This is a genomic window from Achromobacter sp., from assembly GCF_032113835.1.
Lineage (GTDB): Bacteria > Pseudomonadota > Gammaproteobacteria > Burkholderiales > Burkholderiaceae_B > Achromobacter.
Map to the genome: position 1 here is coordinate 1 of NZ_DAMCTG010000031.1, position 20,874 is coordinate 20,874.

Consider the following 20,874-nt stretch of genomic DNA (forward strand, 5'->3'; position numbering starts at 1 on the left):
CCGAGACGCAGCGACGGCATCACCGTTTTGCTGAAGGTGCCCATGTAGATCACCGGCGCGTCCGGCTCCAGGCCCAGCAGTGAAGCAATCGGCCGGCCGGAAAACCGGAACTCGCTGTCGTAGTCGTCTTCGATGATCCAGCTGCCGCATTGCCGCGCCACCGCCAGCAATTGCCGCCGGCGCGCCAGCGACATCACGGGCCCCAGCGGATATTGGTGCGACGGCGTGACGAAGATGAATCGCGGCGGCGTGTCTACCGTGTCCGGCACGCGCATGCCTTCTTCATCCACCGGCAGATGCACCGTGCGCAGGCCGTTGGCCTGCAGGATGGTGCGCGCGCCCCAGTAGCCCGGGTCTTCGACCCACGCCGTTTCGCCCGCCTCGCCCAAAATACGCGTCGTCAGGTCGATGGCCTGGTGCGAGCCCTCGGTGATGATGATCTGCTCGGGATCGCAGTCGATGGACCGCGTCAGCGCCAGATGCTGCGCCAGCGCCTCGCGCAGCGCCGGCAGGCCGCCGCCATACGAATACGTCAGCAGATCCGGCGCGGGGTTGCGCCACAGCGCGCTGAAGATGCGGCCAAACTTCTTGTGCGGAAACTCGGTCAGGTCGGGCACGCCCGGCATGAATGCGCCCCATTGGTACGGCGAGGCCGACACGCCATCCACGATGGCCGCGCCGCGCGGCGACAGGGCCGGGCGCGAGGGCGCCTGCTGCGCCTGCCGCGCGCGCCGGCCGCTGGCCAGATACGAGTCCGGCACCGAGGCGTTGACGAAGGTGCCGTTGCCCTGCCGGCTGCGCGTGTAGCCCTCGGCCAGCAGCTGGCTATAGACGTGAACGACGGTGTTGCGGGCAATGCCCAGTTCGGCCGCCAGGTCCCGCGTGGCGGGCAGGCGCGAGTCCGCGGCAATGGATCCATCCAGGATCGCTTCGCGGATGCCGCGATAGAGCCGCTTGTTCATGGGCTCGCTGGCGCCGTCAGCCAGGCGCAGCAGCAGCAAGTCACCGACGATGGACCGCAATTGGTTCTACCTGATTTATCAAAGTGGTTCCCACAAGTGGGGCCATCGTAGCATTAAATAAGTGTTTTACCGCCCATCACTCTCATCGAGACCGAGATGAAGAATCAGGATCTGAATACCCGCCGTTCCCTGGCCACGCCGCGCGGCGTCGGCGTCATGTGCGACTTCTACGCCGTGCGCGCGGAAAACGCCACGCTGTGGGATGCCGAAGGCAAGGAATACATCGACTTCGCAGGCGGCATCGCCGTCCTGAACACGGGCCACCTGCACCCGAAGGTCAAGGCCGCGGTCGCCGCGCAACTGGACAACTTCACGCACACGGCCTATCAGATCGTGCCGTACGAAGGCTACATCTCGCTGGCCGAGCGCATCAACCGCACGGCCCCCATCGACGGCCTGAAGAAGACCGCCTTCTTCACGACCGGCGTAGAAGCCGTCGAGAACGCCGTGAAGATCGCGCGCTCGTCCACCGGCCGCTCGGGCGTCATCGCCTTCTCGGGTTCGTTCCACGGCCGCACGATGCTGGGCATGGCGCTGACCGGCAAGGTCGCCCCCTACAAGCTGTCGTTCGGCCCCATGCCGGGCGACATCTATCACGTGCCGTTCCCCAACGCCACACAGTCCATCAGCGTGGCCGACTCGCTCAAGGCGCTGGACCTGCTGTTCAAGGTCGACATCGATCCGAAGCGCGTCGCGGCCATCATCATCGAGCCGGTGCAAGGTGAAGGCGGCTTCAACATCACGCCGCCCGAACTGATGACCGCGCTGCGCAAGGTCTGCGACGAACACGGCATCCTGCTGATCGCCGACGAAGTCCAGACGGGCTTTGGCCGCACCGGCAAGCTGTTCGCGATGGAACACCACAGCGTGCAGGCCGACATCATCACCATGGCCAAGAGCCTGGGCGGCGGCTTCCCGATCTCCGGCATCGTCGGCCGCGCCGACGTCATGGACGGCCCCGCCGCGGGCGGCCTGGGCGGCACGTACGCCGGCAACCCGCTGGCCGTGGCCGCGGCGCACGCCGTGCTGGACGTCATCGCTGAAGAAAAGCTGTGCGAACGCGCCGCCCAACTGGGCGAGAAGCTGCGCGCGCATCTGGAAGGCCTGCGCGCCAAGGTTCCGGGCATCGCCGACGTGCGCGGCCTGGGCTCGATGGTCGCGCTGGAACTGAACGACGCGGCCGGCAAGCCCGACGCCGAAGCGGTCAAGCGCGTGCAGCAGCGCGCGCTTGACGCCGGCCTGATTTTGCTAAGCTGCGGTGTATACGGAAACGTCCTGCGCTTCCTGTATCCCTTGACCATTCCCGACGCCCAGTTCGCACGCGCGCTGGACATTCTGTCCGAGGCGCTTGCCGCTTGAGGCAAAGACCCTGAATAACCGGTTATTCGGCTGGCAGGAACAACGATTGCGGGCGTAGCAGGCAGGCGGCTTGATGAACAGGCCGCACGCCTGCAACGCCCGCAATCGCTTGGCCCGCCGCACCCATCAAGGAGACTTCAAACATGACAGCACTGTCCCATCCCCTCGCCCGTCCCGACCTGCTGCGCGACGCCTGCTACATCGACGGCAAGTGGGTCGGCGCCGGCGAAGGCGCATCGATCCCCGTCGACAATCCGTCCACCGGCAAGACCATCGTGTCGGTGCCCAAGCTGGGCCGCAAGGAAACCGAGCAGGCCATCGCCAGCGCCCAGGCCGCGCTGCCCGCGTGGGCCGCCAAGACGGGCAAGGAACGCGCCGCGATCCTGCTCAAGTGGGCGCAACTGATGATGCAGCACCAGAAAGACCTGGCCGCCATCATGACGTCCGAACAAGGCAAGCCGGTCACCGAAGCCGCGGGCGAAATCGCCTACGCCGCGTCGTTCCTGGAATGGTTTGCCGAAGAAGCCAAGCGCATCGACGGCGACATCCTGCAAAGTCCCAAGGCCGGCCAGCGCCTGATGGCGCTCAAGCAGCCCATCGGCGTCACCGCCGCGATCACGCCCTGGAACTTCCCGGCCGCGATGATTACCCGCAAGGTCGGTCCGGCCCTGGCCGCCGGCTGCACGATGGTCGTCAAGCCCGCCCAGCAGACGCCGCTGACCGCGCTGGCGCTGGCCGTGCTGGCTGAAGAAGCCGGCGTGCCTGCAGGCGTGTTTCACGTCATCACCGGCAGCTCGCGCGACATCGGCGCTGCGCTGTGCGAAAGCGACGTGGTGCGCAAGCTGAGCTTCACGGGTTCGACCGAAGTCGGCCGCACGCTGATGGAGCAATGCGCGCCCACCATCAAGAAGCTGTCGCTCGAACTGGGCGGCAACGCGCCCTTCATCGTGTTCGACGACGCCGACCTGGACCGCGCGGTCGACGGCATTCTGGCCTCGAAGTACCGCAACGCCGGCCAGACCTGCGTGTGCGCCAACCGCATCTATGTGCAGGCTGGGGTGTACGAGGAAGTGGCCAAGCGCCTGGTCGCCAAGGTCAACGCCATGAAGGTCGGCGACGGCTTTGAAGACGGCGTGACGCAAGGTCCGCTGATCGACAAGAACGCCATCGAAAAGGTGCAGGAGCACATCGCCGACGCCACGGCCCACGGCGCCAAGGTCATCGCCGGCGGCAAGCCCCACGCCAAGGGCGGCACGTTCTTCGAACCGACCGTCGTGCGCGACGTGACGCAATCGATGCGCTTCGCCAGCGAGGAAACCTTTGGCCCGGTGGCGCCGCTGTTCCGCTTTGAATCGGAAGACGAAGTCATCGGCATGGCCAACGACACCATCTTCGGCCTGGCCGCCTACTTCTTCACGCGCGACTACGCCCGCATCTGGCGCGTGTCCGAAGCGCTGGAGTACGGCATCGTCGGCATCAACACCGGCCTCATCTCCAACGAAGTCGGCCCGTTCGGCGGCGTCAAGCAGTCGGGCCTAGGCCGCGAAGGCTCCAAGTACGGCATCGAAGAATACCTGGAGATCAAGTACCTCTGCGTCGACCTGGGCGCTTGATGCCAGACGCGCGCGGCGCAATGCCGCGCGCGATCACAGGAAGCACGCTGCGCGGCGGGCCCGCCGCCACGCAGCGCGTTGCCGGCCAGCCAGTCACTTCGTGAACTGCATGTTCATCCCGAAGAACACCTGCCACTCCGGCTGGCCCTGCCCCCGGCTCGCCACCGACACCTGCGGCTCCAGAAAAAAGTTGAATACCGTGTGGCCGCGCCGGACCACCTGGCCGATGCCGAGCCCGATGGGAATGCTGTAGGCGTCGTTCTGGAAGTTGTAGGACCAGATCGGCGTCGAACGCAGATACGTGCCGCCGCCAAGCTGATAGAACGCGAACGGCTGAAACGCCGCGGCGTTCACGCTCGACCGGTTGCTGCTGCCCGCGAAGCTGGCTTCCCACGTCAGCAGATAGCCGTACTGGAATTTGTGCGAGCTGGCGTCGAACAGCACGTTCACCAATCCCGCGGACCACTTCTCGCTGCCCAGTTCCTTCTTGCTGGCCGTTGGCGCGGTGATCTGCGGACCGATGCCGAAACTCACATCGGGATTGCCCACGTCGATGAGATAGGCGGCGAACATGTTGAGATCGCCGGTGCCGGTCTTCTGGCCCCCGGCCGGCGTGATGGGAAAGCTGTTGATCGGCAGCGATCCCCGGAAGATCCAGTCTGTCTTGCCCACCGAGAACGGTTGGGCATAGCGCACCCAGAACTGATTGGCACTGTCTTCGAACCCGGACAGATCGCCGATGTAGTAGTTCTGAAGGTTGAATGCGGTCATGTTGGCCAACGGATTGTTGGCCTGGGCGGCGTCTTCCGCCGCCGCGGCACGCGCGATCGCGGACAGCACGAGGCCCAGTGCGGCATGTTTTTTCTGCATGGTGTCACCTCTGCAACGTGATGGGGAAACGTGGGGCAAAAACTCACGCAGATACGGCGAACGAGGCAAGGCTAGAAAAAACCGTCAAGCGGCGCCAGATGCGGTCGGCAGGGTATGGCTGGCGCGTACGGCGCAGGCCATCCTGTGGACACACGGACGATGTGCGTGCCGCGACCGAACGGATACCATCCGGGCATGTTAGATTTGCGCGTTCCGTGGACGAGTCCGTATGAGCAGAACCTTCACCCTTGAGGACACCCGCAAGCTGGCGGCCATCCTGGCGGAGACCGCGCAGACCGAGGTCATGCCGCGTTTTCGCAACCTGCCCGAAGGCGCGGTGCGCGGCAAGACTTCGCCGCGCGATCTGGTCACCGACGCCGACGAAGCCGCCGAACGTCTGATTGCCGCGCGCCTTGCCAAGCTGCATCCCGGCGCCGTGCTGATCGGCGAGGAAGCCTCCGCGCGCAATCCCGCCCTGCTGAACATGCTGGTCGATGCCGACCTCGCCTTCCTGATCGATCCCATCGACGGCACTCGCAATTACGTGGCGGGCCTGCCGCTCTTCGGCATGATGATCGCGGCCTGCCATCGCGGCGACGTGATCGCCGGCGTGATCTACGACCCGGTCAGCCGCGACAGCGCGCTCGCCGTGCGCGGCGAAGGCGCCTGGCTCGAATTTGAAAACGGCAAGCGGGTCCCGCTGGCCGTCGCCAATCCCGCGCCCCCGCAGGACATGGACGGCCTGATCTCCACCGGCGCCCTGCCCGAGCCGCTGCGCACCACCGTCAACGGCAACCTGTCCCGTCTGGGCAGCACGGCCTCGCTGCGTTGCGCCGCACACGAATACCGCATGATCGCCGCCGGCCATTGCCACGTGGCGCTGTACAACCAGCTGACGGCGTGGGACCACGCCGCCGGCTGGCTGCTGCATCGGGAAGCGGGCGGCTATGCGGCGCATTTCGATGGGTCGCCCTACAAGCCCACGCACCGCACCGGCGGCCTGCTCTACGCACCGGACGCCGGAAGCTGGCATGCGGCGCGCAAGGCGCTGCTCGGGGACGCATTGGAAGGCATCGAGACTTGACAACGTAGGCCGGGACCACCCCAAAAAACTGGGGTTATCCCTAGGAGTTATCCCCAGATCCTGTGGACAACCCTATGGAAAGGTCTGTAACCGGCCGAAAAAATCGTTGTCGGGCAAGCACTTGCTTAGACCGGTCAAAAACCGGCCGACTCCGCTTCTTTCTAAAGCGCTTCCAGCGCCAACGCGATGGGTTGTTCCACTTTCAGGGTCAACAGGCTGTCGGCGCGGGTGCGCCCCAAGTTGATGGCGGCGATCGGAAGGCCCGCGCGCGAGGCGGCGGTCACGAAGCGATAGCCCGAATACACCATCAGGGACGAACCCACCACCAGCACGGCGTCGGCGCTCTCAAGGCCGGCATTGGCCCGTTCCACGCGCTCGCGCGGCACGGTTTCGCCGAAGAACACCACGTCGGGCTTGACGATGCCGCCGCAGCGCGGACACGGCGGCACCGTGAACCGCGAAAAATCGTAGCCGTCCAGATCGGCGTCGCCATCGGGCGCGTCGCTGGCTTCAAGCTGCATCCAGTCCGGATTGAGCGCGTGCAGTTTTTCCTGCCAGTCGTGGCGGCCGCCGCGCCAGTCGCAGTTCATGCAGCGCACCGCATCCAGCCGTCCGTGCAGGTCCACGACGTCGCGGCTGCCGGCGGCCTCGTGCAGGCCGTCCACGTTCTGCGTCACCAGGATGGCGACGTGACCGCGATCCTGCAGGCGCGCCAGCGCAAGATGCGACGCATTCGGTTTGACGTGACCGAAGCGGCGCCAGCCCACCATGCTGCGCGCCCAGTAGCGCGCCCGCGAAAGCTCGGCGCCCATGAAGGTCTGCAGCGTCATCGGCGGCTGGCGCTTCCATTCGCCTTCGGTGTCACGGTAGTCGGGGATGCCGGAATCGGTGCTGACGCCGGCCCCGGTCAGGACGAAAAGCCGCGGATGGCGGTCGACAAAGCCGCGCAGCGCGGCCAGCTCCGGAAGTGCTGTATCCAATCCTCGCTCCTTGCGTCCCGCCACCGCGCGGCGATCATGCCGCGTGGCACGCGGCGTTCAGCCGCCCAGCCCGCAATCGGGCATGTCGCTGACCAGGCTGGCCTGCGTCACGTTGCTGCCCGGCGCCACGCTGCGCGTGAGCCAGACGTTGCCGCCGATGGTCGAGCCCTTGCCGATGGTGACGCGGCCCAGGATCGTGGCGCCCGCGTAGATCACGACGTCGTCCTCGATCAGGGGATGGCGCGCCAGACCCTTCTTGAGCTCGCCGTTTTCGCCGGGTGGGAAGCGCTTGGCGCCCAGCGTGACCATCTGGTAGAGCCGCACGCGGTCGCCGATGATCGCGGTTTCGCCGATCACCACGCCTGTGCCGTGGTCGATGAAGAAGCTGCGGCCGATGGTGGCGCCCGGATGGATGTCGATGCCGGTGTCGGCATGGGCGATCTCGGCCACGATACGCGCCAGCATCGGCACGCCCAGGCGGTACAGGACGTTGGCGAGGCGGTGGTGGATCATGGCCGCGACGCCCGGATAGCACAGCAGGACCTCGTCCACGTTGTGCGCGGCCGGGTCGCCCTGATAGGCGGCCATTACGTCGAGGTCGAGCGCGGCGCGCACGGCCGGCAGCTCCGCGCCAAACCGGCGCACGATCTCGGTGGCGCGCTGCTGCGTGTCCGCCTGCAGCGCCGGGTCATGCCGGCCTTCGTATTGCAGTTCCAGACAGACCTGATGCAAGAGCGCATCGAGCGCGGCGCCGATGGTGTGGCCGACGTAGAAGTCCTCGACCTCTTCGCGCAGGTCGATGGGCCCAAGCCGCATCGGGAACAAGGCGCCACAGAGGTCCTTGACGATCTGGCGCAGGCTTTCCTGCGAAGGGAACTCGCGCAGGCCGGCGTCGTCGCGCAGGCGGCCGCGCGGACCGCGCCAGGCGACACGCGCGTCGCGCAGACCGGACACGATGCCGTCCAGGTTCCAGTGCGCCGTGGGGAAATGGGAGGGGCCGCTCATTGACGGGCTCCGGACACGGAGCCGGCAGTTTCGGCAGACGGATGGATAACGAACATGGTATTGCCTCGCTGACGGTGCGAAGCCCCCAGCGCAACGCCCCTGGGAATGCTGCTTCGCAATAATTCCGTCAACTGTAACCGCTCCGGCGTATCCGCCGGAAGTCCTCCGACACGGCGTTGGGGTTATGCCGCGGCCGAGACCGAGACCGAGACGAACCCCGGCTCCGCCTCATACCCTTGCGGGTTGCCCCGCTGCCAGCGCCAGCCGTCCGCGCACATGGACTCCACGTCGTGCTCGCTGCGCCAGCCCAGCAGCGATGCCGCCAGGTCGGGGTTGGCCCACATGCGCTCGACGTCGCCCGGGCGCCGCAGCAGGATGCGTAGCGGGATCGTGCAGCCGTTGACCCGTTCGAACGCGCGCACCAGTTCCATGACGCTGGTGCCCTGCCCCGTGCCCAGGTTGACCGCCACGAAGCCGGGATGGCCGTCCGCATAGGTCAGCGCCTGCACATGGCCGCGCGCCAGGTCCATGACGTGCAGGTAGTCGCGCACGCCGGTGCCATCCGGGGTGTCGTAGTCGTCGCCGAAGACGCGCAGGAACGGCTGGCGTCCCACCGCCACCTGCGTGATGAACGGAAAGAGGTTGTTGGGCAGGTCGCGCGGGCTTTCTCCGATCAGCCCGCTGGGATGCGCGCCGATCGGATTGAAGTAGCGCAGCGTGACGGCACTGAACGCCGGCTCCGCCGCGCACACGTCCTTCAACATCTCCTCGACCATCAGCTTGGTGCGGCCATACGGATTGGCCGGCGCCAGCGGATGGGCCTCGGTGAAGGGCAGGTACTGCGGTTCGCCATAGACCGTGGCCGACGAACTGAAGACCAGCCGCGTCACGCCCGTCTCGCGCATGGCGCGCAACAGGACGAGCGAACCCTGCACGTTGTTGTCGTAATACTTGAGCGGGTCCGCCACCGATTCGCCCACGGCCTTGCAACCTGCCAGATGCAGCACCGACTGCACGGGCGAGCCGCGCGCCGCCGCGTCCGCCAGCACGGCCGCCACCAGGCCGCGCGAGCGGATGTCGCCTTCGATCAGCGGTATCGGCGTGCCGCACAACTGTTCGACCCGGCGTACGGCCTCGCGGCTGCCGTTGCTGAGGTTGTCCAGCACGATCGGCCGCAAGCCGGCGGCGATCATCGCCACCAGCGTGTGCGTACCGATGTAGCCGGCGCCGCCTGTCACCAACACTTGCGTGTCCGGCATGTCAACGCTCCGTCACAGGTGGGCCGTCATGCCGGGCACCCACGCATGGCGGGGACGCGGGGCCTGGGCGTGGCTGCGATAACGGTCGATCCAGTACGACGTGGAGGCGTCATGACCCCAGTCGACCACACCGGCCGACACCGGCACCGCCAGCTCGCGCTCGATGCCGGCGGCAAGCCGCTTGCCCAGTTCAACGCCGTATTGGTCGAAGGGGTTGATGCCCCAGACCACGCTCTGCACGAACACCTTGTGCTCGTACAGCGCCAACAGCGCGCCCAGGCCGCGCGGATCGAGCTGACGCAGGACGATCAGCGTCGACGGCCGTCCGCCCGGATGCACCATGTGCTGCGCCAGCGTCAGCGCGCGCTCCTGGTTATCGATGTGCGCCACGTCCAGCAGCGCCTGCTCCAGGCTCTTGCCGCGGAGCAGCGCCTGGCGCTGCGCCAGGCAGTTGGCCAGCAGCATGCGATGCGCATCGGGGCTGTCCGCGTGTCCTTGCAGGCTGGCGATGAAGTCCACCGGCGCGCCTTCCTCGCTTTGATGCAGCCACTGGAAGAAGGTGTGCTGGCCGTCGGTGCCCGGCATGCCCCAGATGATGGGCGCCGTCGGCACGCCGACCGCGGCGCCGTCGCCGGCGACCCGCTTGCCCAGCGATTCCATTTCGAGCTGCTGCAGATAGGTCACCAGGTGCAGCAGGCGCCCGCTGTAGGCCGCCACATTCAGCGAGTTGAATCCCAGCACGCTGCAATTGACCAGGCCGGCGAGCGCCAGTTGCACCGGCGCATTGGACGCAAACGGCGTCTGCAGGAAATGCTGGTCCATGGCCTCGGCGCCCGCGCGCATGCCGATCAGCACGTCCACGCCCACCGTCAGCGCGATCGACAGACCCGCCACCGACCAGACGGAATAGCGTCCGCCCACCCAGTCGCACATCTTGAAGACCTGGCTGGACGGCACGCCCAGCGCGCGCGCGGCCGGCGCATTGGCGGTCACGGCCGCCAGATGGTCGGACACGTCGGCCACGCCGCCCTGCTTGAGCCACGCCATGGCCGCGCGCGCGTTGTGCAGCGTTTCCGATGTGGTGAAGGATTTGGACGAAATGACCACCAGCGTGCGGCGCGGGTCCAGCCCGGCCACGGCGTCATGGAAGGCATGGCCGCAAATGTTGGACACGAAGCGGATCTGCCGGCGCTGCTGCGGTCCGCCGAAGGCCTGCACCGCCAGGCGCGGACCCCAGTCGCTGCCACCGATGCCGATGTGCAGGACGGTGGAGAAGTCCGCCGTCTGGTCCACGCGCCGCACGAAGTCGGTCATGCGCGAATACTCGCAGACGGAATCCGCGTCCTGCCCTTCCGGCTGCTCGCGGGTGCGTCCGGCGCGCAGCGCGGTATGCCATGCCGCCCGGTTTTCAGTCCAGTTGACCGGTTCCCCGGAAAACAGCGCGCGGCGCGCCTCTTCCAGCCCGCGCGCCTGCAAAAGCGCCTGTCCCGCGCCGTCCAGCGACGCCGACTGGCGTTGCATGGTCAAGTCCACGCACAACCCTGCCGCTTCGATCACCTTGAGCGCACTGGCGTCCAGTTCAGCGTTTTGCGCAGCCTGCGCGAAAGCCACCCACTCCGGGCTGTTTGCCAGTCCGGAGTCTGCCCTTAACGCCTCAATCGCCTGTTGAGCCTTTCCCATCGCGTGATGCTCCTTAGAACGGTAAACGAATGTGAGGTGCAATGCGCCTGAACGCCTTGCGGAAGTCCTCCTCGATACGAGCCAGCGCGGCCACGTTGTCTCCTTCGAACCGCAGTACCACGGTCGGTGTCGTGTTGGACGGGCGCGCGAGGCCGAAGCCGTCGGCGTAGTCCACACGTATCCCGTCGAGTTCGTTGATGGACACTGCGCCGGGGAATTCCCCTTGATCGCGCAGCGCCTGCACCAGCTCGACGCCTTCCGTGGTCTCCAGTTTCAATTCGGGGGTGGCGCAGGACTGGGGCAAGCTTTCCAGCAATGCCGAGGGGTCTGGCGCCGACGAGAGGATTTCCAGCAGGCGGGCGGCGGCGTAGATGCCGTCGTCAAAGCCATACCAGCGCTCCTTGAAGAAAATGTGGCCGCTCATCTCTCCAGCAAGTAGCGCTCCCGACTCGCGCATCTTGGCTTTGATAAGGGAATGCCCTGTCTTCCACATGGTCGCCTTGCCGCCCGCCTCGGTGATGGCGCGGGCCACGTGGCGGCTGCATTTGACGTCGTAGATGATCTCGGCGCCCGGGTTGCGCGCCAGCACGTCGCGGGCAAACAGGATCAGCTGGCGGTCCGGCCAGATGATCTGTCCCGATTTCGTAACGACACCCAGCCGGTCGCCGTCGCCATCGAACGCCAGACCGACCTCGCAGTCCGAATAGCGCAGGCAGTAGATAAGATCCTGCAGGTTGTGAGGATCGGCGGGATCGGGGTGATGCCCCGGAAAAGAGCCGTCCACCTCGCAGAACAGCTCCGTCACCTCGCAACCCAGCGCCCGGAACAGCGCCGGCGCCACCGCGCCCGCCACCCCGCTGCCGCAGTCGATGGCGATCTTCATGGGCCGCGCCATGCGGATGTCGCCCACCAGCCGCGCCGCGTAGCACGGCGTGATCTGCATCTGCGTGCGGCCTCCGGGCGTGGGCGCGGCGTCGATCGGCTGGCGCATCGCGTCGCGCAGCGCGGTCAGGCCATCGCCATACAGCGAGCCGCCCTCCATCACGATCTTGAAGCCGTTGTGCGTGGGCGGGTTGTGGCTGCCCGTCACCGCGATGCCGGTCCCGGTGTCCATCAGCCGGGCCGTGAAATACACCATGGGGGTCGTCGCCATGCCGATGTCGATCACGTGCATGCCGGCCGAGCGCAGCCCGGCCTGCAGCGCCGCGGACAACTCGACGCTGCTCAGCCTGCCGTCGCGCCCCACCACGATCGAGCGCACCCCCTGCGTGTGAGCCTTCGTGCCCACCGCCATTCCCAGGCTGTGGGCAAACCTGGCATCCAACTCGTCCGGTACCGTTCCCCGTATGTCATAGGCCTTGAAAACCGCATCCAGAATTTGCGGCGTGTCCCAGCCAAAAGTTCCGTGCATGCCAGTTTCTCCGTGTGGCGTTTACTTGGGACCGTTCTGTTTGAAATCACCGTAGTAAGCCGCACGGGAGTAGCGATAACCGCCGTACTTGGATCGGAAGCCGAAGCGTTCGGGCATGAGCTTGAGCCCGTTGAAGACCACGCCATCGACCGGCGCGCCCGCCTGGATCAGGCGCTTGGCCGTTTCGCGGATCTCGCCCACCGTATTCATGCCCGACCGCACCACCACCATGACCGCGGCGGCATGCGTGCCGACCACGGCGGCATCCGGCGACGACAGCACGGGCGCCGTGTCCAGAATCACCATGTCGTATTGCGTGGCCAGTTCGCGCAGGGTCTCGCCGAATACCGGCGAGGCCAGCAGTTCCGACGGATCGAAGGTGACGGCGCCCGTGGCGATGAAGTCCACGCCTTCGGACACGCTGTGCTTCCTGACGCGGCTGAGCGGGATCGTGCCGGTCAGCACTTCGAACAGGCCGTCTTCCTTCGGCACGCCGAAATAGCGGTTGAGCTGGCCCTTGCGGAAGTCGGCATCGATCAGCAGCACGCGCTTGCCCACGCCGCCCTGGATGAAGGCAAAGTTTGCAGACAGGAAGGACTTGCCCACGCCCGCCACCGGCCCGGTGAACATGACCATGTTGTTGGCGGACTGACGCAGCGAGGCCTGCAGCACATTGCGGAAGGACCGCAGGCTTTCGATCGGTGGCGAGTTGCCCTGACTCTGCGCCAGCAGCGCCGGCACGGTGGCGTTCTTGCGCCGGCTGCGGCGCCACAGCTTGTCCTGCACGTCGCTATACGGAATGGCCGCCAGCACCGGCAGACCGGTGTGGCGTTCGACGTCTTCCGGCTCGGACAGGCCGCCGAACAGGGCGTTGCGCACGAACGCGCACAGCATGGCGAAGATCAGGCCGGCCGCGGTGGCCACGCCGATGATGATCGCGCCCTTCGGACGCACGGGCTTGTCCGGCTGCACGGCGGCATCCAGGATGCGCACGTTGCCCACCTTGCCGGCGCGGATCAGCTTGAGCTGCTGCGTGTTGTTCAACAGCGCGGTGTACAGCTCGGTGTTGACGCGCACGTCGCGCACCAGGCGCACCACGTCCTGTTCCAGATCCGGAAGCTGTCTGATGTTGTTGCCCAGGCGGTTGACGTCGCCCGTCAGCGATGCGATCTGACGGTCGATGCCCACGATGCTCGGGTGCGTCGGCGCAAAGCGGGTAATCAGTTCCTGGCGCTTCTGGCGCAGTTCCATCACGCGGGTCTGCGCATCGACCGACTGCGCAAGGATGAGTTTGGCTTCTTCGCTCAGGTCGATCGTGCCGCGCTTGTTGCGCAGCTGGTTGTACTTGGTTTCCGCGGCGTCCAGCTCGGCCTTCAGTTGCGGCAGTTGCTGCTCCAGGAACACCAGCGACTTCTCGGCCTGCGCCGACTTCCGGTTCACGTTCTGCTGCACGTATTCCTGGCCGATCTGGTTCAGCACCGCGGTGGTCAGCGCCGGATCGTTGCCCTCCAGCGTGACGCCGATCACGCCCGAGGCGCGGCCGCGTTCAAAAATGCCCATGCGCGCCTGCACGTTCTCGATAGCCGCCAAGCGCGAGCTGCGCGACACCGTGAACTCGGTGCCGGGCCGGCCCGACAGCGCGTCGACGTGCACGTCCATCGCGCCGCCGCCGGGCAGGAGGAAGCGCTCGGGCTTGCCGACCGTGCCGGTGAAGGTGGCGCCCGTCAGCTTGTCGCTGAGCGTGTAGCGGCCCTCGCCCAGCGTGGTCAGGCGAAACGGCTTGCCCAGCCATTCGTTGGGCACGTCCAGCTGCGAGATCGCGATGCTCTCGCCGCCCCACGCATAGCCCCCGCGCGGCAGGCTGGTCGGATACGGCAGGCTTTCGTAGCGCTGCGCCAGCCATTCGCCCACGACGGGGAAGTAGCGCGGCTTGGCATGGATGTACAGCAGGAACTTGTCGACGGCGGGACCGACGACCATGCGCGAGCGCAGCACTTCCATTTCGCCCGACGCTTCCGCCTTGGTGTCGAACATTGATGAGACATCGCCCAACAGACTGCGCGCCTGGCCGTTCGGGAGTTCCTCCTCGACCTGCACGATGATGTCAGCCGAATAGACCGACGGCGTCACCATCACATAGGCCAGCGCGCCGAGAAACGCGAACAGGGTGATCGCAACGATCATCCAGCGGTTGGAAAAAATGGCGTCCACGTGGGACGACAACGGGGTTTCCTGCTGACGGGCCGGGACTGACGGCTCGAACGATTCGATGGGCAACGACATGCAGCTCTCCAGGAGAGGGCGCCGCCGCGGTTGCGGCGCCCCCAAAGGCGGGGTTTTGAGGCGGACTAATCGATGGACCTGACGGTCTGTACGGTTTGCGCGCTCGGGAAGAGGTTGCTGATGAAGCGGTTCCACCGCACCAGGCTGGCCGAATCCACGAACACGACATCCTTGGGTTGCAATTCAAACTTGGCGCCTACCGCCAGGGCCTGCGGCGATGCGGCGTTCAGGTGGTACACCAAAGGCTTTGCCTCCTCCGTGGCGCGCACGACGAAAATCTGCGAGGTATCGGCGGTGGTCTGGTTGGGCCCGCCTGCGAGACCCAATGCCTCGGTCAGCGACAAGCGTCCATCGCGCATGACGGAAGCCCCCGGGATGAACACTTCACCCATCACGAACACCTTGCTGTCGTCGCGCGGCGTGACTCTCACAATGTCCCCTGCCCTGAGCATGACCTGGTTCAGATCCTGGCCGCGCTCGATGAGCGCGGGAAGGTTCACGCGAGTACGCTTGCCGTCGCGGATCACATAAACCGCACTGCGGTCTCCGGTCGGCAGGATGCCTCCGGCCCTGTTGAGCGCTTCCAACAGGGTCATGGGCACATCATTGATCGCAACCGTACCCGGCGTGGTCACCTCGCCATCGACGAAGATGCGCTTGCTGCGGAATCCCAGAACGCGTACGGTGATCTGCGGGTCCTGTATGTACTTGCCCGAACTATTGACTATGAGATTGCGCGCCTGAAGTTCAGTCAACCCCGCCACTTTCAGCAGTCCCGTATACGGAAATTGGATATATCCAGTGGATGAGACCGTATAGCCCGGAATGCCCGAGGCGGTATCCCCAATAGCTAATTCCGTTGCCCCAGATCCGATGGCGTAGGTTTGCGTCGGAAGCACGAGTTCGGGGTGATCCCACACGACGATGGAGAGGATGTCTCCCGGCCCGATGAGGTAGGGCGCCGGCTTGCCGACGAGGTGGCTGATGCCTTCGTTGTCGAGCAGCGCTTCGCGCGCGCGCTGTTCTTCAAGAACGAGCGACGGCGTGATCTGTTTGATTTCGGCCTTGGAGTTCGGGTCCAGCGGATCCGCGAGTTGGTTGGCGTTGAACGTCATGCCGGGTGATAAGGCGCAAGCACCCAGCGAGGACACGAGCGCGATAGCGGCTATGGCTCGGCTCATCGTTCCGAAAAATGTAGTCATGGCGAATCCACTGTGAATGACTTCGTTGCCTGGAAAGGAGCCCGATGCGTAACGGGTTGCGACATTCCACACGCTTTTCCTAAGCCCGCACATTCGACGGATGCCCTAAGCCTTCTCCTACATCGTTTGGAGGTTTCGGGTGAGTTGCGCACTCAATAAGATTTTGTCGGTAGCCACATGCTTTGCGGCACTGCACAGTTTTTGCTTGGCGCAAGGCGCTCCCACCCGAACAGGAGTGCGCGATGGACCCGTCCCAAACGGACACGTCGGCAAGGTTCAGCGGGGCAAGCTATCTGTATCGCTTGCTCGACGCCGCGATCGTCATCACCTGCGGCCTGACTGCCACCGGCTTGAAGTTCTCGGAAGATGCTTTCACGGATCCTCCGCAGATTCATTTGTTCCTGATCTATCTGTGCGGCCTGGGCGTGATCGCCCTCTTTCCGGCCTTCCGCCTGTATGTGTCGTGGCGCGGACGCCTGCTCACCGATCTGGTGGTGCGCAGCTTGGCTGCGTGGGCCACCGTGTTCGCGTTGGGCATCTTCGTCAGTTTTCTCATGCACCAGACCGGCGCGATATCCCGCTTATGGGCTGCAACCTGGTTTGGCATGGCGGCGCTGGCGCTGGCCGGCGTGCGCATCGCCGTCTATGCGGCGCTGGGCGCGGCGCGTGATCGCGGCATGGACAAGAAGCGGGTGCTGCTCGTGGGCTTTGGCGCGCTGGGCCACGACATGTGGCGCCGCGTGGAGAAGTACCGCGAGGCCGGCTATGAGATTTCGGGGATCTACGCCGAACCGCATGAGATCCTGCCGCCGCAGGTCCGCCGTTTGCATGATCTCGACAATCTGACCGACTTCGTCCGCGAGAACAAGGTCCGCGAGATCTGGATCGTGCTGCCGATGGAGGCCGGCCAGGAGCTGCGCGAGGTGCTCTATCACCTGCGCAACGACCTGGTGGACATCCGCTGGATTCCGGACGTAATGTCGATCCAGCTGCTGGGCCATCGCATCGGCGAATTCCTGGGACTGCCCGCGATCCAGCTCAACAGCCTGCCCGCCGCCGGCGTGCGCGGCTGGGCCAAGGAAGCCTTCGACCGCACCTTCGCGCTGTGCGCGCTGATCGGCCTGGCGCCGGTGATGCTGACCGTGGCCATGATGATCAAGCTGACCTCGCGCGGCCCGGTCTTCTTCACGCAGCCGCGGCTGGGCGTGGACGGCAAGGTATTCCACGTCTACAAGTTCCGCACCATGACCGTGCACCAGGAGCACGGCGTGGTCACGCAGGCCACGCGCAACGACAACCGCGTCACGCGCATCGGCGGCTTCCTGCGCCGCACCAGCCTGGACGAGCTGCCGCAATTCCTGAACGTGCTGATGGGCGACATGTCGGTGGTCGGCCCGCGCCCGCACGCGTTGGAGCACAACGAAATGTACAAGGACCTGGTGCAGCGCTACATGATGCGCCACCGCGTCAAGCCCGGCATCACCGGCTGGGCGCAGGTCAACGGCTTTCGCGGCCAGACTGACACGCTGCGCAAGATGAGCGACCGCGTCGAACACGACATCTACTACATCCAGCACTGGACTTTCAGGATGGACCTGCTGATCATCGCGCGCACCGCGGTATCGGGATGGACGGGCCGCAATGTCTACTGAACCGTTGGGATGGCCCGTGCGCGAAGCGCCGGCGCCGCGTGGCGGCATGCTCGCCCGCTCGGACTTCCGCCAGGCGGTTGAGATGCTGCCCCTGGTGTCGATCGACCTGCTGCTGCGCGACGGCGCCGGCAACTACCTGACCGGGCTGCGGGCCAATCCGCCCGCCCAGGGCGCGTGGTTCGTGCCCGGCGGCCGGATCCGCAAGAACGAATCGCTGCGCCACGCGCTGCGCCGCATCGTCCACGACGAGCTGGGCCTGTCGCTGCCCGATCTCGTGTGGACGCCGCGCGGCGTGTACGAGCACTTCTATGGCACCAATTTCGCGGGTGAGGCCGGACGCTCCACCCACTACGTCGTCCTCGCGTACGAGGCCGAGCTTTCTCTGGATACCGCAAGCCTTCCCCTGTCCCAGCACAGCGGCTACCGCTGGCTGCCAAGGGAAGTGATCGCCGCCGATCCCGGCGTGCACCCGTACACCCAGGCCTACTTCAAGGAGTGAGAGCCATGACCAACCCCCGTCCTCCGTACCGGGCAGTGATTCTTTGCGGCGGTTCAGGCTCGCGCCTGTGGCCGCTGTCGCGCGAACTGTTGCCGAAGCAGTTCATCCGTTTGACCGATGACCGCAGCCTTCTGCAGAACACCCTGCGGCGGCTGGAGTCGGCGGGCGCGCAGGAGCGGCCCATCCTCGTCTGCAACGAGGCGCATCGCTACATCGCGGCGGAGCAGGCTGATGAGCTGGGCATCAAGGACGTCGAGGTCATCCTGGAGCCGTTTGCGCGCAACACCGCGCCGGCCATCGCCGCCGCCACGCTGCGGGCGATGCAGGATGGCGAGGATCCCATCATGCTCATCATGCCGTCGGACCACGTGCTGGAGGATGGCGAGCTGCTCAGTACCGCATTTGCCCAGGCGTACGACGCTGCGCGCCAGGGCGCGCTGGTGACGTTCGGCATCAAGCCGACCGCGCCGCTCAGCGGCTATGGCTACATCCAGGCCGACGAGCCCGGCGCCATGGCCCCCGCGCGCCGTGTACGCCGGTTCGTGGAAAAGCCGTCGCCCGAAGTCGCCCAGCGCTTCATCGACGACGGCGGCTACTACTGGAACAGCGGCATGTTCGCCTTCCAGGCGTCGGTCTTCCTGGCCGAGCTGGGCCGGCTGGCGCCCAAGATCCTCGCGCAGGCCCAGACGGCCGTGGCGACGGGACACGGCGACAACGGCCTCTTCCATCTGGACGGCCCGGCGTTCGAGGCTTGCCCCAGCGATTCGATGGACTACGCCATCATGGAGCGCACCGACAGCGCGGTGGTCATTCCGCTGGCCGCCTCGTGGAGCGACGTCGGCGCGTGGGACGCGGTGTGGGGCATCGCCCAGAAGTCGGTGGAAGGCAACTCCACCACGGGCGACGTCATGGTGGAGGACTCGCGCAACTGCCTCATCCATTCGACCAGCCGTCTGGTCGCCTCGGTAGGCCTGGACGATATCGTCGTCATCGAGACGGCCGACGCCGTCCTGGTGGCGCACAAGTCGCGCTCGCAGGACGTCAAGCGACTGGTCGAGGTCTTCAAGTCGCAGCACCGCAGCGAACTGAACCACCACCGCGAAGTGCAGCGGCCGTGGGGGTCTTACGACTCGGTCGGCCAGGGGCCGCGCTACCAGGTCAAGCGCATCACCGTGAAGCCGGGCGCGCGTTTGTCGTCGCAGATGCACCACCACCGCGCCGAGCACTGGATCGTGGTGTCGGGCACGGCGCGCATCTATAACGGCGACAAGCAGTACCTGCTGACCGAGAACCAGTCGACCTACATCCCGCTGGGCGAGATCCACAGCCTTGAGAACCCCGGGAAGATTCCGCTGGAGATCATCGAGGTGCAGTCGGGCGCATACCTTGGCGAAGACGACATCGTGCGATTTCAGGACATCTACGGTCGTGTCTGAGCGGGTTTCGGTTCCTTTCTGGCGCCCGGGCATGGCAAGAATCTGCCTGCCCGTGGCGGCCCTCTTTTTCATCGTGCTGGTCACGGTGGGCAACCTGCCCGGGCTGGCGGCGGACATGTCCGATGCCTTCGGCGACAAGCGGCTGCACCTGGCCGCCTACGCCTTCCTGACCGGGCTGATCTATGTATCGGTCAACCGGCGCCCGGCGCTGGTGGCCATGCTGGCGGTTACCGCATTGGGAGTGGTAGACGAATCGATCCAGTCCCTTATTCCCTACCGACAGGCTGAACTCTTAGACCTTTTGGCCGATATCTCAGCGGCTGGTGCAACAGTAATCTCTTTGCACATTGGTAACGCAGCCATCGGCTCCTTTCGTGCAGTCACTAAGTCTTAAGGACACAACCATGCCAAAACGGGCACTGATTACCGGCGTAACTGGCCAAGACGGGGCCTATCTGGCGGAGCTTCTGCTGGCCAAGGGCTATGAGGTCCACGGCATCAAGCGGCGCGCTTCGCTGTTCAACACCGCGCGGATCGACCATCTGTACCAGGACCCGCACGACCAGCCCCGCAATTTCGTCCTGCACCACGGCGACATGACGGACTCGTGCAGCCTCATCCGCATCGTGCAGTCGGTGCAGCCCGACGAGATCTACAACCTGGCTGCGCAAAGCCATGTGGGCGTCTCGTTCGAGGAGCCGGAATACACGGCCAACGCCGACGGCCTGGGCACGCTGCGCCTTCTGGAAGCCATCCGCATCCTGAAGCTGGAGAACAAGACGCGCTTCTACCAGGCGTCGACGTCCGAGCTGTATGGCCTGGTGCAGGAAACGCCGCAGAAGGAAACGACCCCCTTCTACCCGCGCAGCCCCTACGCCGCCGCCAAGCTCTACGCCTACTGGATCAGCGTCAACTACCGCGAAGCCTATGGCATGTACGCCTGCAACGGCATCCTGTTCAACCACGAATCGCCCAAGCGCGGCGAAACCTTCGTGACGCGCAAGATCACCCGCGGCCTGGCGCGCATCGTGCTGGGGCTGCAGGAATGCCTGTACCTGGGCAACCTGTCCGCGCTGCGCGACTGGGGCCACGCCCGCGACTACGTCGAAATGCAGTGGCTGATGCTGCAGCAGGACACGCCCGAGGACTACGTCATCGCAACCGGCATGCAGTACAGCGTGCGCGAGTTCATCAATACCGCCGCGCGCGAGCTGGGCATCCTGCTGGCCTGGGAAGGCGAAGGCCTGGAAGAGACGGCCACCGTGCTGTTCTCGCCGGTGCATGACGTCAAGGCCGGCCAGGTCATCGTCCGCGTCGATCCGCGCTACTTCCGTCCGACCGAAGTGGAAACCCTGCTGGGCGATCCCACCAAGGCCCGCGAAAAGCTCGGCTGGTCGCCCCGCACCACGTTCGCGCAGCTCGTCAAGGAAATGGTCGAAGCCGACCTGAAGGACGCGCGGCGCGATGCGCTGGTTGAACAGAACGGCTACGAAATCTACGCCTACAAGGAGTAGCCCGC

17 protein-coding genes are annotated in these 20,874 nt (G+C 65.8%); 8 read left to right on the forward strand and 9 right to left on the reverse strand.

What is annotated here, in order from left to right; genetic code table 11:
- The coding region (locus tag RT697_RS13070; RefSeq protein ID WP_409517436.1) for a PLP-dependent aminotransferase family protein at positions 1-1,022 on the reverse strand (1,022 nt) is incomplete at its 3' end.
- Positions 1,023-1,118: 96 nt separating this feature from the next.
- Here RT697_RS13070 and RT697_RS13075 point away from each other — a divergent pair.
- Together RT697_RS13075 and RT697_RS13080 are read left to right on the forward strand one after the other, a co-directional pair.
- Positions 1,119-2,381 (forward strand): 4-aminobutyrate--2-oxoglutarate transaminase, encoded by a 1,263-nt coding sequence (locus RT697_RS13075; protein ID WP_313699387.1) that lies wholly within the window; start codon positions 1,119-1,121, stop codon positions 2,379-2,381.
- Between the two features lie 143 nt (positions 2,382-2,524).
- Positions 2,525-3,994 (forward strand): NAD-dependent succinate-semialdehyde dehydrogenase, encoded by a 1,470-nt coding sequence (locus RT697_RS13080; RefSeq protein ID WP_056566761.1) that lies wholly within the window; start codon positions 2,525-2,527, stop codon positions 3,992-3,994.
- A gap of 93 nt (positions 3,995-4,087) precedes the next feature.
- On the opposite strand, the gene RT697_RS13085 is transcribed toward RT697_RS13080, so the two are convergent.
- A complete protein-coding gene (locus RT697_RS13085) occupies positions 4,088-4,864 on the reverse strand; it encodes a hypothetical protein (protein ID WP_313699389.1) in 777 nt (258 codons plus the stop codon).
- A 229-nt stretch (positions 4,865-5,093) separates the two neighbouring features.
- Between RT697_RS13085 and RT697_RS13090 the strand changes: the two genes are divergently transcribed.
- Positions 5,094-5,948, forward strand: a complete 855-nt coding sequence (locus RT697_RS13090; RefSeq protein ID WP_313699391.1) for an inositol monophosphatase family protein — start codon at positions 5,094-5,096, stop codon at positions 5,946-5,948.
- A gap of 161 nt (positions 5,949-6,109) precedes the next feature.
- Here RT697_RS13090 and RT697_RS13095 read toward each other — a convergent pair whose 3' ends face one another.
- From RT697_RS13095 to RT697_RS13125, 7 genes are all read right to left on the reverse strand, one after another.
- Positions 6,110-6,928: an NAD-dependent protein deacetylase gene (locus RT697_RS13095; RefSeq protein ID WP_313699392.1), complete on the reverse strand. Its 819-nt coding sequence runs from the start codon at positions 6,926-6,928 to the stop codon at positions 6,110-6,112.
- 57 nt (positions 6,929-6,985) lie between these two features.
- On the reverse strand, positions 6,986-7,933 hold the full coding sequence (gene epsC / locus RT697_RS13100) for a serine O-acetyltransferase EpsC (protein ID WP_313699394.1): 948 nt from the start codon (positions 7,931-7,933) through the stop codon (positions 6,986-6,988).
- 182 nt (positions 7,934-8,115) lie between these two features.
- The gene (gene galE, locus RT697_RS13105) at positions 8,116-9,192 is read right to left on the reverse strand and encodes a UDP-glucose 4-epimerase GalE (protein ID WP_313699396.1); all 1,077 of its coding nucleotides are present in this window, start codon (positions 9,190-9,192) and stop codon (positions 8,116-8,118) included.
- Between the two features lie 12 nt (positions 9,193-9,204).
- Positions 9,205-10,872, reverse strand: coding sequence for a glucose-6-phosphate isomerase (pgi, locus tag RT697_RS13110; RefSeq protein ID WP_313699397.1), 1,668 nt, complete (start codon positions 10,870-10,872; stop codon positions 9,205-9,207).
- Positions 10,873-10,885: 13 nt separating this feature from the next.
- Entirely contained in the window at positions 10,886-12,283 is a 1,398-nt protein-coding gene (locus RT697_RS13115; RefSeq protein ID WP_313699399.1) for a phosphomannomutase/phosphoglucomutase, read from the reverse strand.
- 21 nt (positions 12,284-12,304) lie between these two features.
- Positions 12,305-14,566 carry a GNVR domain-containing protein gene (locus RT697_RS13120; RefSeq protein WP_313699401.1) on the reverse strand — a complete coding sequence of 754 codons (2,262 nt, stop codon included), beginning with the start codon at positions 14,564-14,566 and terminating at the stop codon, positions 12,305-12,307.
- 65 nt (positions 14,567-14,631) lie between these two features.
- The gene (locus RT697_RS13125; RefSeq protein WP_313699403.1) at positions 14,632-15,768 is read right to left on the reverse strand and encodes a polysaccharide biosynthesis/export family protein; all 1,137 of its coding nucleotides are present in this window, start codon (positions 15,766-15,768) and stop codon (positions 14,632-14,634) included.
- 242 nt (positions 15,769-16,010) lie between these two features.
- Between RT697_RS13125 and RT697_RS13130 the strand changes: the two genes are divergently transcribed.
- The 5 genes from RT697_RS13130 to gmd are packed head-to-tail and all read left to right on the forward strand — an operon-like array spanning position 16,011 to position 20,869.
- The gene (locus RT697_RS13130; protein ID WP_313699405.1) at positions 16,011-17,420 is read left to right on the forward strand and encodes an undecaprenyl-phosphate glucose phosphotransferase; all 1,410 of its coding nucleotides are present in this window, start codon (positions 16,011-16,013) and stop codon (positions 17,418-17,420) included.
- Positions 17,421-17,466: 46 nt separating this feature from the next.
- The gene (locus tag RT697_RS13135; RefSeq protein WP_313699452.1) at positions 17,467-17,919 is read left to right on the forward strand and encodes a GDP-mannose mannosyl hydrolase; all 453 of its coding nucleotides are present in this window, start codon (positions 17,467-17,469) and stop codon (positions 17,917-17,919) included.
- Positions 17,920-17,924: 5 nt separating this feature from the next.
- Positions 17,925-19,355, forward strand: a complete 1,431-nt coding sequence (locus tag RT697_RS13140; protein WP_313699407.1) for a mannose-1-phosphate guanylyltransferase/mannose-6-phosphate isomerase — start codon at positions 17,925-17,927, stop codon at positions 19,353-19,355.
- Positions 19,356-19,386: 31 nt separating this feature from the next.
- Positions 19,387-19,749 (forward strand): VanZ family protein, encoded by a 363-nt coding sequence (locus RT697_RS13145; protein ID WP_313699409.1) that lies wholly within the window; start codon positions 19,387-19,389, stop codon positions 19,747-19,749.
- 10 nt (positions 19,750-19,759) lie between these two features.
- Positions 19,760-20,869: a GDP-mannose 4,6-dehydratase gene (gmd, locus tag RT697_RS13150; protein ID WP_313699411.1), complete on the forward strand. Its 1,110-nt coding sequence runs from the start codon at positions 19,760-19,762 to the stop codon at positions 20,867-20,869.
- Positions 20,870-20,874 lie beyond the last annotated feature (5 nt).

Excerpts from the sequence above, each read along its gene's own strand:
- RT697_RS13075 (WP_313699387.1), top strand. The coding sequence starts at position 1,119 with ATGAAGAATCAGGATCTGAATACCCGCCGTTCCCTGGCCACGCCGCGC.
- RT697_RS13080 (WP_056566761.1), top strand. The coding sequence starts at position 2,525 with ATGACAGCACTGTCCCATCCCCTCGCCCGTCCCGACCTGCTGCGCGAC.
- RT697_RS13085 (WP_313699389.1), bottom strand. The coding sequence starts at position 4,864 with ATGCAGAAAAAACATGCCGCACTGGGCCTCGTGCTGTCCGCGATCGCG.
- RT697_RS13090 (WP_313699391.1), top strand. The coding sequence starts at position 5,094 with ATGAGCAGAACCTTCACCCTTGAGGACACCCGCAAGCTGGCGGCCATC.
- epsC (WP_313699394.1), bottom strand. The coding sequence starts at position 7,933 with ATGAGCGGCCCCTCCCATTTCCCCACGGCGCACTGGAACCTGGACGGC.
- galE (WP_313699396.1), bottom strand. The coding sequence starts at position 9,192 with ATGCCGGACACGCAAGTGTTGGTGACAGGCGGCGCCGGCTACATCGGT.
- pgi (WP_313699397.1), bottom strand. The coding sequence starts at position 10,872 with ATGGGAAAGGCTCAACAGGCGATTGAGGCGTTAAGGGCAGACTCCGGA.
- RT697_RS13115 (WP_313699399.1), bottom strand. The coding sequence starts at position 12,283 with ATGCACGGAACTTTTGGCTGGGACACGCCGCAAATTCTGGATGCGGTT.
- RT697_RS13120 (WP_313699401.1), bottom strand. The coding sequence starts at position 14,566 with ATGTCGTTGCCCATCGAATCGTTCGAGCCGTCAGTCCCGGCCCGTCAG.
- RT697_RS13125 (WP_313699403.1), bottom strand. The coding sequence starts at position 15,768 with ATGACTACATTTTTCGGAACGATGAGCCGAGCCATAGCCGCTATCGCG.
- RT697_RS13130 (WP_313699405.1), top strand. The coding sequence starts at position 16,011 with ATGGACCCGTCCCAAACGGACACGTCGGCAAGGTTCAGCGGGGCAAGC.
- RT697_RS13135 (WP_313699452.1), top strand. The coding sequence starts at position 17,467 with ATGCTCGCCCGCTCGGACTTCCGCCAGGCGGTTGAGATGCTGCCCCTG.
- RT697_RS13140 (WP_313699407.1), top strand. The coding sequence starts at position 17,925 with ATGACCAACCCCCGTCCTCCGTACCGGGCAGTGATTCTTTGCGGCGGT.
- RT697_RS13145 (WP_313699409.1), top strand. The coding sequence starts at position 19,387 with ATGGCAAGAATCTGCCTGCCCGTGGCGGCCCTCTTTTTCATCGTGCTG.
- gmd (WP_313699411.1), top strand. The coding sequence starts at position 19,760 with ATGCCAAAACGGGCACTGATTACCGGCGTAACTGGCCAAGACGGGGCC.